The organism is Mesobacillus jeotgali (genome assembly GCF_900166585.1).
In the GTDB taxonomy this organism is placed as follows: Bacteria; Bacillota; Bacilli; order Bacillales; family Cytobacillaceae; genus Mesobacillus; species Mesobacillus jeotgali_A.
Genome location: NZ_FVZC01000008.1, coordinates 833,843 through 845,341, shown reverse-complemented (window position 1 = coordinate 845,341; position 11,499 = coordinate 833,843). Strand labels below are relative to the sequence as shown.

At 44.5% G+C, this 11,499-nt stretch carries 10 protein-coding genes and 1 riboswitch; of the genes, 4 read left to right on the top strand and 6 right to left on the bottom strand.

Annotated features, from left to right (window positions below):
• Nucleotides 1-37 precede the first annotated feature (37 nt).
• Nucleotides 38-1,480: a GntP family permease gene (locus B5X77_RS09280; RefSeq protein WP_079507342.1), complete on the top strand. Its 1,443-nt coding sequence runs from the start codon at nucleotides 38-40 to the stop codon at nucleotides 1,478-1,480.
• Nucleotides 1,481-1,547: 67 nt separating this feature from the next.
• Nucleotides 1,548-2,732 (top strand): acetyl-CoA C-acetyltransferase, encoded by a 1,185-nt coding sequence (locus tag B5X77_RS09275; protein ID WP_079507340.1) that lies wholly within the window; start codon nucleotides 1,548-1,550, stop codon nucleotides 2,730-2,732.
• 53 nt (nucleotides 2,733-2,785) lie between these two features.
• On the opposite strand, the gene B5X77_RS09270 is transcribed toward B5X77_RS09275, so the two are convergent.
• A complete protein-coding gene (locus B5X77_RS09270; RefSeq protein WP_079507338.1) occupies nucleotides 2,786-3,010 on the bottom strand; it encodes a hypothetical protein in 225 nt (74 codons plus the stop codon).
• Between the two features lie 272 nt (nucleotides 3,011-3,282).
• A riboswitch (cyclic di-GMP riboswitch) is annotated at nucleotides 3,283-3,367 on the bottom strand.
• A 538-nt stretch (nucleotides 3,368-3,905) separates the two neighbouring features.
• Here B5X77_RS09270 and B5X77_RS09265 point away from each other — a divergent pair.
• Entirely contained in the window at nucleotides 3,906-4,250 is a 345-nt protein-coding gene (locus B5X77_RS09265; protein ID WP_079507336.1) for a DNA ligase-like domain-containing protein, read from the top strand.
• Between the two features lie 58 nt (nucleotides 4,251-4,308).
• Here the strand turns inward: B5X77_RS09265 and nadE are convergent, their stop codons facing one another.
• Nucleotides 4,309-5,130, bottom strand: a complete 822-nt coding sequence (nadE, locus tag B5X77_RS09260) for an ammonia-dependent NAD(+) synthetase (RefSeq protein WP_079507334.1) — start codon at nucleotides 5,128-5,130, stop codon at nucleotides 4,309-4,311.
• A gap of 219 nt (nucleotides 5,131-5,349) precedes the next feature.
• Here nadE and B5X77_RS09255 point away from each other — a divergent pair, with 219 nt between their 5' ends.
• Nucleotides 5,350-6,405 carry a lactonase family protein gene (locus tag B5X77_RS09255; protein WP_079507332.1) on the top strand — a complete coding sequence of 352 codons (1,056 nt, stop codon included), beginning with the start codon at nucleotides 5,350-5,352 and terminating at the stop codon, nucleotides 6,403-6,405.
• 39 nt (nucleotides 6,406-6,444) lie between these two features.
• Here the strand turns inward: B5X77_RS09255 and B5X77_RS09250 are convergent, their stop codons facing one another.
• The 4 genes from B5X77_RS09250 to B5X77_RS09235 form a co-directional block, all read right to left on the bottom strand.
• A complete protein-coding gene (locus tag B5X77_RS09250; protein ID WP_079507330.1) occupies nucleotides 6,445-7,428 on the bottom strand; it encodes a Gfo/Idh/MocA family protein in 984 nt (327 codons plus the stop codon).
• 60 nt (nucleotides 7,429-7,488) lie between these two features.
• Nucleotides 7,489-8,895 carry a HAMP domain-containing sensor histidine kinase gene (locus B5X77_RS09245; protein ID WP_079507328.1) on the bottom strand — a complete coding sequence of 469 codons (1,407 nt, stop codon included), beginning with the start codon at nucleotides 8,893-8,895 and terminating at the stop codon, nucleotides 7,489-7,491.
• Nucleotides 8,885-9,583, bottom strand: coding sequence for a response regulator transcription factor (locus B5X77_RS09240; protein ID WP_079507326.1), 699 nt, complete (start codon nucleotides 9,581-9,583; stop codon nucleotides 8,885-8,887). Before B5X77_RS09240 ends, B5X77_RS09245 begins: the two co-directional genes overlap by 11 nt.
• A gap of 433 nt (nucleotides 9,584-10,016) precedes the next feature.
• Complete coding sequence (locus tag B5X77_RS09235) at nucleotides 10,017-11,402, bottom strand: MBL fold metallo-hydrolase (protein WP_079507324.1); 1,386 nt, start codon at nucleotides 11,400-11,402, stop codon at nucleotides 10,017-10,019.
• Nucleotides 11,403-11,499 lie beyond the last annotated feature (97 nt).

The following is an 11,499-nucleotide window of genomic DNA, read 5'->3' as shown; positions in this document are numbered from 1 at the left end:
AAAATAAAAACCTGTGTTTTAGAAAGGAGTTCCCTAAATGGAGCTATTCATTATACTTTTGGCCCTTGGATTATTGATGTTCACGGCTTATAAAGGGTATTCAGTTATCCTTTTCGCCCCGATTGCAGCCCTTTTGGCGGTGCTGCTGACGGATCCAAGCCACGTGCTTCCTTTTTTCAGCAACATCTTCATGGAGAAGATGGTTGGATTCATTAAGAACTACTTCCCGGTATTCTTGCTGGGTGCGATTTTCGGAAAGGTCGTTGAAATGTCAGGGATTGCCGAATCAATCGCCAAATCAATCATTAAACTTGTCGGCGGCACTCGCGCAATCCTGGCAATTGTTCTGATGGGCGCCATTTTAACATACAGCGGTGTCAGCCTTTTCGTTGTCGTTTTTGCAATCTATCCTTTTGCTAAAAACTTATTCAGAGAGGCGAATATTCCGAAAAGACTTATTCCGGGGACAATCGCACTTGGTGCGTTCACTTTCACTATGGATGCGCTCCCAGGAACGCCACAGATCCAGAACGTCATTCCGACAAGCTTTTTTGGCACTGATATTTACGCGGCACCTGCCCTTGGAATCATCGGGGCAATCCTGGTATTCGCATTAGGTATGCTCTATCTCGAAACCCTCCGCAAAAAAGCTGCAAGACGCGGTGAAGGATTCTACGGATTTGATAACGCCGAATCTGCTGCTGCAGCTGAAGCTGATGTACTGGAGGAAGGTGGCAGCAGCATTGACATGACAGCTAAAACAAACACCTTAAGGGCTGTTTTGGCTTTTGTTCCATTGGTGCTTGTAGGAGTTGCCAACAAGTTCTTCACCGTGAATCTGCCAAAATGGTATCCTAATGGCTTTGATTTTTCAAAAATCGGCCTAGAATCTTACGGTACTGTCCAAATGTCCGGAGTAGTAGGAATCTGGTCCGTTGAGCTGGCATTAATCCTTGGTATCCTGGCTACACTTCTCTATGATTGGAAAAAGGTTACCGGCGGCTTCAAGGTTGGGATCAACACGGCGATTGGCGGTGCTTTGCTTGCCTCGATGAACACTGGTGCTGAATATGGTTTCGGCGGGGTCATTTCCTCTCTGCCTGGCTTCTCGGTTGTTAGTAAAGGAATTTCTACTACTTTCACAGACCCTCTGATTAATGGAGCGGTGACGACGACCACTCTTGCTGGTGTGACTGGATCCGCTTCAGGCGGAATGGGAATTGCTTTGAGTGCAATGGCAGATACGTATATGAAAGCAATCACAGAGTTCAATATTCCGCCAGAGGTTATGCACCGTGTCATCTCGATGGCGTCCGGCGGCATGGATACACTTCCGCACAACGGAGCAGTCATCACATTGCTTGCGGTTACTGGATTGACTCATAAACAATCTTATAAAGATATTTTCGCCATCACCATCATTAAAACTTTGGCTGTATTCTTCATTATTGCAGTCTACAAGTTAACTGGACTAGTATAATAATAACAACAGCAAAGGAGGAGAACATCCTCCTTTCTTAAATTCAATTCGGAAGGGGTAGTAAAAAATGGAAAATACAATTGTTATTGCAAGTGCGGTAAGAACGGCGACCGGAGCATTTGGCGGAGCTTTTTCGAAAGTATCAGCAGTGGATCTCGGAGCAGCGGCTATTAAGTCTGCACTGGAAAAAGCGAATGTAAGCACTGATGTTGTAGACGAAGTCATCATGGGGAATGTGCTTCAGGCTGGGCTCGGCCAAAACCCTGCCCGCCAGGCTGCCATGAGAGCTGGGCTCCCTGAAACCTGTCCATCCATGACGATCAATAAACTGTGCGGATCAGGTTTGAAGGCGGTTCACCTGGCATATCAGGCCATTGCCGCAGGTGAAGCCGACATCGTCGTCGCTGGCGGCATGGAAAACATGAGCCAGGCACCTTTCGTTCTTAAAGGTGCGCGGGAAGGCTTCAAGATGGGCGACCAAAAGCTAGTAGATACATTGCTTGGCGATGGACTCGTATGTGCATTTAATGATTATCACATGGGCATTACTGCCGAAAACCTTGCGGAAAAATATGAAATTTCACGCAGCGAACAGGACACTTTCGCCGTCAAGAGCCAGAATCGGGCTGAAGCAGCGATTACTTCCGGCCGCTTCAAGGATGAAATTGTCCCTGTTGAAGTAAAGCAGCGTAAAGGTGACCCCATCATCGTCGATCAGGATGAGCATCCAAAATTCGGCAGCACTATTGAGAAGATTGGCAAGTTAAGGCCTGCATTCAAGAAGGACGGAACCGTAACAGCAGCCAATGCTTCTGGAATCAACGATGGTGCCGCTGCAGTTGTTGTCATGAGCGGCAAAAAAGCAAAAGAACTAGGAATTACCCCGTTAGTAACAATCAAGGCGAATGCTTCCGCAGGTGTTGACCCATCCATCATGGGAATTGGACCAGTTAATGCTGTAAAGAAAGCCCTTAAGAAAACAGACATGGAGTTAACGGATATCGATTTAGTAGAGGCAAATGAAGCATTTGCCGCACAAGCTCTTTCGGTCATGAAGGAACTGGACATGAGTGAGGAGAATGTCAATGTCAACGGAGGAGCCATTGCGCTTGGCCACCCAATTGGCGCGAGCGGAGCAAGAATTCTGGTCACACTTATTCATGAACTTAAGAAGCGTGAACAAAAATACGGGCTGGCCACCCTTTGCATTGGCGGCGGAATGGGCGTAGCAACAATTATCGAAAACATTTAACCAATAAAAAAAGCCTGTGGAACGCACCACAGGCTTTCATATTATAGTAGTTTTCAAACTACGTAATCCTCAGCTAACTTATTGCAAGCGTTTGATAGATTGTCGAGACACTCCATCCTTAACTTTTCGTCGCAGATAAAATCATTCCGAAGCTCTTCTTCCAGCTTCATTTGAATTTGCTGTATTTCTTCCCGAAATCTCTCTCTTTTTTCAACTTCAGATAAATGAAACTCAATTTCCCGTTCAAAATATTCTACCGTTCCAAATAAAACAGTCACGTTCCCTCCACCCTTCATTCCATTTTTTGAAATCCTTTACACCAAATACAAAACCTGCCAAAAGGATTACTTTCATTTATCCTGTCAAGTATCTTAAGTATTATTTATCCTCTATCACAACCGACAAACGTGAAATTTATCTCTTTTGCCATTTTTTGAAGGAGAAAAAGACAGTTAAATAAAAGAATCCCCCAAAAAGATGGCGGATTTCATTTGGCAAAACAGTTAACACATAACTATTCACCTATACTTTATTTCTCATCCGATCTTTTTATGGCAACCCGACGATCATAGCCCGTTGGCCTTAGACTCGTAGTTTTGCGTCCTCACCTTTCGATAAGTTTGCCTTTTTCAGTTCTAATTCAAATATAAAACTTTAGTACTATTCTTTCAACAAAATTCGCCAATTAATTACAAAGATGAGTCTATTTTCCTATAACTTTTTCAATGCATCGAGAACCGGCTTTGTCGTACAAAAGAAATGATGGTGAAGTTCTCGTAAAACCGAGACTTCACATCGTGTTTGGTCTACACTCAGACTTTACCGTCATAGGTCTGTTGTTGGAAGGCAAATAAGGTTCAGCCAATACTCAAGGGCTTGATGAGTACTCTGTCCAAAAGAAACCCGGTTTAGGCAATACTAATGGACTTAATGGATATTCTTTCTGAAGGCAGTCCGGGTTCAGATAATATGAGTGTTCTTAACGGATTTTTATCCGAAGGCAATCCTGACTCAGGTTTTCTAGCAAAAGCACCTTTATTAAATAAAGTTCCCCGCTTCCTTCCTATTAATAGTTTGTTTTCACAATGTAATATACCAGCAATCTCTATGTAAAATTCGCTTGCTAGAATAAAAGGAAGAAGCTTTATTAAGGCGAATGGCAGGGGGATCCTTATGGAACAGCATGTTAAGAAGTCGCTAGATGAATGGAAAGCGGAAATCGAAGAAGTTTTAAAAGAGATTGACGCAGAATATGAAGAAGTAAAAAATGAGTTACAAGTATATACATATAAATTCAACATCACGAAGCAGGTCGTCCAGTCAACAGTGAACCCCGACTTGAACAGGAAAATTCTGGAACTGTATCATCAGCCGTTTGAAGAGAGATTCAATGATCTGAAAGAATATATCAAGGAGCTGGAAGAGAAAAAGCGAGTTTTTCAAATGTTCACGGATAAAATTGACAAGGTGACTGAAAAAGAAGATGTGCCACACTTCGCAATCGCGCAAACTGAATAAAAATAAAGCCTGGCTGATTGATTGAAACGAAAATCGGAAGCCAGGCCTTTTTTTGTGATTATTTTTTCCACCATGAGTCGAACATGGATGCGGGCATCTGCCGTTTATGCTCTGAAACTAGATATCTGCCTTCAATTTTGGCAGCTGTTGCTTCTTCAATTTGCTTTCCTTCAAGGTAATCATCAATTGCATCATAGCTGACACCAAGCTCCGTTTCATCTGACTGAAGCGGCTTATTGTCAAGAAGGTCGGCAGTAGGCTCTTTCAGGTACAATCTCGGTTCTGCGTTCAAAGCCTTCAGCAGCTCCCTGCCCTGTCGCTTGTTCAAGCCTGATAAAGGCAGCAAATCAGCTCCGCCATCTCCGTATTTTGTGTAAAAACCGGTTACTGCCTCGGCAGCGTGATCTGTCCCAATCACGAGCAAGCCTTCCTGCCCGGCAATTGCATACTGTGTAATCATCCTCATCCTTGCCTTTGCGTTCCCTTTATTGAAGTCGGTCATCTTGTCGCCGATCGCTGCTTCAAATTGTGTATTGAATGTATCGACCGCAGGCTGAATATTGAAAGTGATCGTTTGGTCAGGCTGGATGAAGTCCAGTGCTTTTTGAGCATCTTCCTCGTCCTTTTGCACAGCATAGGGAAGCCTGACAGCCACAAATTTGGCCTCCTTACCCTCTGACCGCAATTCCTCTGCAGCCAACTGGGCAAGTCTCCCACCAAGAGTGGAATCCTGGCCGCCGCTGATTCCAAGCACGAATCCTTTCGCCTTTGCCGTAAGTAAATACTCTTTTAAAAAGTCGATTCTGTTCCTGATTTCCTGCTGGGGATCAATTTGCGGCTTCACATTTAAAGCCTCGATAATCTGTTTTTGTAAACTCATAATAACCCTCCTAATTCACGAGAAACTATTTAAAAAGAGCATATCCCTTCCAAGGTTCAAAGTCCAGATGTTAGTCAGGAAACCTGACATTCCAACAATTCCACAATGCTCAAATTTATTTTACCCATTCCCTTGATTGACGTAACATTTTGTCTCCTATGATTTTTTTGCTAGACTAGGATTCATACGATTATTTGAATCGAATTGGAGGCATTCATAATGGCTAATCATGAAAAATTCAAAGGGTATTTCGGTACCTATACAAAAGGTGACAGTGAGGGAATCTATTCTTTCACCCTCGATGCTGTGAATGGAAAAATCATGGATGTGGAACCAGCAGCTGCCCTGGAGAACCCTACTTATCTGTCGATCAGCAATGATAATCGCTTCCTTTATGCTGTCGCTAAAGAAGGTGGTTCGGGGGGTGTTGCAGGCTTCAGCATCCTCGATTCCGGAAAGCTATCATTTATTGATTCACAGCTTGCGGCAGGAGCTTCACCATGCCACGTAAGCGTGAACAAGGAAAACAACCTTCTTTTATCAGCCAATTACCATAAAGGTTCAGCTGATTCTTATCTGCTTAACGCTGAAACAGGAAGTATTGAAGCGGTGCTCTCAAGCGCGGTCCATGAAGGCTCCGGTCCGGATGAGCGCCAGGAAAAAGCGCATACCCATTATGCCGGTTTCACCCCAGACGGGAAATATGCGGCAGTGATCGATCTTGGCATCGATCAGTTGATTACCTACACTCTCGACAACGGCCAGCTGATTGAAAAGAGTATATTGCCTATTAAACCTGGCAGCGGTCCAAGACATCTCGTTTTCCATCCAAACAACAGAATCGCCTATTTGATGACCGAATTCAGTTCTGAGGTTCTTGTCTTAAAATACCAGTCGGAAAATGGCAGCTTTGAACAGCTCCAGGCGATCTCTACCCTTCCTGCAGATTTTACTGAAAACAACCAGGGAAGTGCGATCCATATTTCTTCTGATGGGAGATACGTCTATGCAGCCAACCGCGGCCATGATAGTATCGCTACTTTCAGGGTGGATCCAGAAAGCTTCAAGCTTGCTTTTGTTGAACATACATCAACAGAAGGCAATTGGCCACGGGACTTTGTCCTTGATCCTAGCGAAAAATACGTGATTGCCACAAACCAAAATTCCAGCAATGTGGCGCTCTACTCTCGGGACGCTGAAACAGGCGAGTTAACTTTGTTGCAGTCTGATGTAAAGATTCCGGATCCGGTTTGTGTAAAGTTTCTGAATTACTAAAAAACAAGGCAGGTGCTGCTACGGCACCTGCCTAACTTTTTATTTATCACTTGGGAATTTGACACCCATTTGCAACCTGGCCTCATCCAGAATCTTCATCGTGATCCTCGAGTTTTCAAGCGAGTTGTTTTCGGATTCCATTTTTCCCTGCTGAATTAGTGTAATGAATTCCTCTGCCTCATAAAACATATTATCGGCCAGCTGCTTTCTTGATAAATCTTCACTTCTGCCATCACGATAAATGATTTCCACTTTTTCAGGCGTGCTGATTTTATCAATCCTGATGTTTCCATTCTCTCCGTGTATTTCAGAAGGAAGTGTTGAATCGGTGATTTTTGAAAACATGATGACAGCATCCATTTCATCGTATTTCAAAATAAGGCTGCCTTCTCCATCCACTCCAGATTCAAGTACATAGCCGTTCGCCTGAATCGTTTTCGGCTCTCCAAACAGGACGACGAGTGGGTAGATACAATAAATCCCGATATCCATTAAGGAACCTGCTGAAAATTCCGGATTGAAGGCGTTCATTAATGTACCTTCTTTATATTTATCGTAGCGGGACGAGTACTGGCAATAGCTTGCAAAGTATCTTCTGACTGTACCGATTTTATCCAGATTCTCCTGGACTGCCTTAAAGTTTGGCATAAGGGTTGATTTTAGCGCCTCCATCAAAACTACCCGATTATCCTTTGCTGTCCTGATCATATCGCCCAGTTCCTGGCTGTTGGACGCAATCGCTTTTTCGGAAAGAACATGCTTCCCATTTTTCATAAAGGTAATTGCCTGGCTGGCATGCAAAGAATTAGGACTGGCGAGATAGACAGCATCAATTGCATCGCTTTTCGCCATTTCTTCCAGGTCTGTAAAAATGTTATCCACATCATATTTCCCGGCAAACTTTGCAGCTCGCTCCTCTGTGCGTGAGTAAACTGCAACAAGCTGAAAATCCTGATGGTGGCTTGCTCCTCTAATAAATGATTCTGTAATCCAATTCGTACCTACTACTCCGAAACGCACCATGTTGCTTCACCCTTTCAAATAGCAAAAGCCGGGGACGATGCCCGCAGCTCCTTTTTTATCTTATCGAAAAGGAAGTTGTATCACAAATTTTGTCCCTTTTCCTTGTTCGCTCTCCACTGTAATTTTACCATCGTGCATCTGTACCAGCTGCTTAACGATGGATAGACCAAGACCGAATTCCCCAAAAGGATTGCTCGTCCTCGAAATATCGGCTTTGTAAAAACGATGCCAGATTTTTTCGATTTCAGCGGGTTCGATGCCAATGCCGGTGTCCTCAATTTCAATTACTGTCATCTGCCCACTCTTCCTGCCACGTAACGTGATTGTCCCGTTTTCAGTGAACTGGATACTATTTTTCGTAATATTGATCAGAATTTGAACGAGACGGTCATAATCCGCATAGACAATTGCCGAATCCCCGGATTCAATCTCAATTCGGTTATTACGCTCCTCTGCCTGCAATTCCAACTGATCCTGAATGATTTCAAGCACCTCGATCAGCTCGATTTCCTCTTTATGAAGCTGCACCTGATTGGAGCGGATTTTATCATAATCAAGGTTTTCATTGACCAGCCTGATCAGCCTCTTCGTTTCCTGGCTGACGAGGTTGATGCCCCGCTCTTTCTCCGCCTCAGGGATCATATTATTCCTGAGTCCCTCAATCATCCCGCTGATGGTCGTTAGCGGTGTCCTCAATTCATGGGACACATCGGACATGAATTGGCGGCGCCGGTTTTCCAGACTTTCGATTTCAGACTTCGAGGCATTCAGCCTGTCCACCATCCCGTTGAAATCATTCGCCAATTCTCCGATTTCATCAAAATCAGAAGAAGGAACTTTCACCGTATAATCCCCGGCTGCAACGGCCGAGGTTGCTTCCTGGAGTTTTTTAATCCTGTTCACATGGATGCGTGACAGCAGCCAGCTCAGAAGGAATGAAACAGCAAGCGCAATCAGCACCGTATAAAACAAGTACTTATTGATTTCGGTAATCATCTCCCTTGTCCCGCTGATCGGAGAGGTCAGGAGAATGCCGCCAATGAAGTTGCCGCGGTTTATATACGGCAGAACAACCAGGGTTACAGCACGGTCATAACGTTTTAGGTCATAATTTTTCACAATGGGCTCCCCGTTTGTTAGCTGGCTCCACTCTTTCTCCGATAATTCAATAGCTGGCCCTCTCCATCTGATTGGGTTCAGCAGCTGGATATTCTCATCGAACACACTGAATTGAATGTCACGTCCAAACAAGACCCTCGCATATTGATTGATCACCTGGTCCGGCCTTTCCGTACCGCGGTCGAGATCACGGAGAATGTTATCACCGTAGGAAATCAGCTCCTCCGTCTTGTTTTTATAAACAAGTGTTTCAACATACTGCGTGAAAACCAGGCTCAAGATAAGGAAGGCGACAATAATGATGCTGATATGGCTCAGGAATTGCTGGTAAATATACTTAACCTTCATGCCCATCCACCGATTCATCGAATTTATAGCCAACTCCCCAGACAGTATGGAAAAATGGCTGTTCAGCGGTGCCGATCTTTTTTCTTAAACGTTTGATATGAACATCCACCGTACGTTCATCCCCGTAAAACTGATAACCCCACACCCGCTCGAGAAGCTGCTCTCTTGTAAAAACCTGGCGGGGATGCTGGGCGAAAAATAGAAGCAGGTCAAACTCCTTTGGCGTCAAATTTGTAACTGGTTTCCCATCCAGGCTCACTTCACGGGTTTCTTTGTTGATCTTCAAGCGCCCTGTCCCGATATCGCTGTTCTCGTCAGGCTTCTGTTTTTGATAACGGCGGGCGACAGCCTTGATCCTCGCCATCAAAGCAAGCGGGCTGAAGGGCTTCGTCACATAATCATCCGCCCCCATCTCCAAACCAAGAACCTGGTCCGATTCACTGTCCTTGGCAGTCAGCATAATGATCGGCACATCACTGTCCTCCTGCCTGATCTTCCTGCATAAGCTGACTCCATCCATCCCCGGCAGCATCCAGTCCACTATCAGCAGGTCCCATTGCTCACTTTTAAAAGCCTCATAACCTTTGAGTCCATCATTCACAAACCTGCCATCAATGCCCTCTTTTAAAAAGAACATCTCAATCATCGCGCAGACACTTTCATTATCCTCAATCACTAATATCTTCACGGCAACCCCCTCAATTTCTTCTGTATCAATTAATATGACATTGAACTTCGTTGTCCCTGCTTTATGTGACCTTAATCTTCGCAGATCCTTCTTTATCCGTATATTAAAGTCGTTTACGTGCCGATAACCTCAGCTGCTCCTTCTTTATCCTTTTATTAAAGGCATTTGTGTGACGATAATCCTTGCTGCTTCTTTTTTATCCGTAGATTAAAGCAATTGACGTGACAATAATTCCTTCTTATGAACTTAAGTAAATCATTATCGTTATACATTATCTGTTACATCTAAATTATAGCGCAACGAGGTAAGAATCAATCGTTTCACCCTCTTGGACAGAAGATTTAATCGTTTGGTCATAGTTTGTTCATGTTTTGAACTCATTCCGTTTAATAAAATACAGAAAGCCAGCTTAACAACCGAGCTGGCACGGGTTTTAATCTTTTTTTACAGGGAGGCCTTCTTTTTCCCATGCGGAGAAGCCGCCTTCAAGATTAAGGACATTTTTAAAGCCACGTTTCAGAAGCAGGCTTGTTCCGATTGCGGAGCGGGCGCCTGACTGGCAATGTGCGATGATTTTCTTGTCTTTAGGCACTTTTTCAAGGTTATCGGTCAGGTTCCCTAGCATAAGGTGATGGGCCCCTGGAATATGGCCGCTGTTCCATTCACTCTCGTTTCGGACGTCAATGACGAAGTAGTTATCGTCTTCCATCAGTTCTTTTGCTTCACTTGCGGTTACCGACTTGTATTCTTCCAATTTTCCGCTGAGCTCTTTCGGATCAACATAGCCTGTTACCTGGTCTAATCCGATTGATTGCAGTGATTTTTTCACATCTGGCAGTTCCTTTGGATCAGCAATCAACATGATATCCTCATCATAGTTCAATAGCCAGCCAGCCCAGTTAGTAAAGGATTTATTGTATGGGATATTGATGGTTCCTTCTGGATGTCGCTCGGCGAACTCCCCGGCCGGACGGGTGTCAACGACCGCTGAATTCTCCGCCTCTGCCAGTGATACTCTAGGGGTTTCTTCGCGGCGGAGCAGTTCAGGGCCTTCCTTGTTCTGCTTCTTCATCTGTGCGAAGTATTTTGGAGGCTCTGGCTGGCCGGCAAGCAGCTCCTCCATAAATTTTTCCTCTTCTTTGACCTGGAAAGCCCAGATGAATTTTTTTTCATAACCGAGGGTGGACATTGGCACCGCACCAAGAGATTTCCCGCAGGCGCTTCCTGCCCCATGTGCAGGCCACACCTGGAGGAAGTCTGACAGCTTTTCGACTTTGCGGAGTGATTCGAACATCTGGCGTGCCCCGGCTTCAGAAGTATCCTTGATGCCTGCAGCTTTTTCGAGAAGATCCGGACGTCCGACGTCGCCAACGAACAGGAAATCCCCTGAGAAAATGCCCATTGGTTCATTGGCACCTCCGCCTTTATCCGTCAACAGGAATGAAATGCTTTCCGGTGTATGTCCTGGCGTGTGGATAACTTCAAAATAAACATTCCCGATATTGAAATTTGAACCTTCTGTCAGCAATTCATGTTCATACTGGTCGACATATTGATACTTCCATTCTTTATCACCTTCATCTGATACAAAAAGCTTGACGCCATGATGGTGAGCTAGCTCCCTTGCGCCAGACAGATAATCTGCATGAATATGGGTTTCAGCAGCAGCAGAGATCTTAAGTCCTTCCTTTTTGGCGATATCCAGGTATGGCTGGATATTCCTTGCCGGGTCAATGACAATTGCCTCACCCGTTCTCTGGCAGCCAATCAAATAAGACATATGTGCCAGCTGGTCATCAAAAAAGGATTTGAAATACATGTGAATACTCCCTTCATATATCAATAGGTTTTATGAAAACTATACTCTACTTATACCCCATACCATATTTTTTAAAAGTAAAAATTATACCTGTGCT

Bases quoted from the DNA above. Each gene is read 5' to 3' on its own strand.
- B5X77_RS09255 (WP_079507332.1), top strand. From the start codon at position 5,350: ATGGCTAATCATGAAAAATTCAAAGGGTATTTCGGTACCTATACAAAA.
- B5X77_RS09235 (WP_079507324.1), bottom strand. From the start codon at position 11,402: ATGTATTTCAAATCCTTTTTTGATGACCAGCTGGCACATATGTCTTAT.
- B5X77_RS09280 (WP_079507342.1), top strand. From the start codon at position 38: ATGGAGCTATTCATTATACTTTTGGCCCTTGGATTATTGATGTTCACG.
- B5X77_RS09275 (WP_079507340.1), top strand. From the start codon at position 1,548: ATGGAAAATACAATTGTTATTGCAAGTGCGGTAAGAACGGCGACCGGA.
- B5X77_RS09245 (WP_079507328.1), bottom strand. From the start codon at position 8,895: ATGAAGGTTAAGTATATTTACCAGCAATTCCTGAGCCATATCAGCATC.
- B5X77_RS09250 (WP_079507330.1), bottom strand. From the start codon at position 7,428: ATGGTGCGTTTCGGAGTAGTAGGTACGAATTGGATTACAGAATCATTT.
- nadE (WP_079507334.1), bottom strand. From the start codon at position 5,130: ATGAGTTTACAAAAACAGATTATCGAGGCTTTAAATGTGAAGCCGCAA.
- B5X77_RS09265 (WP_079507336.1), top strand. From the start codon at position 3,906: ATGGAACAGCATGTTAAGAAGTCGCTAGATGAATGGAAAGCGGAAATC.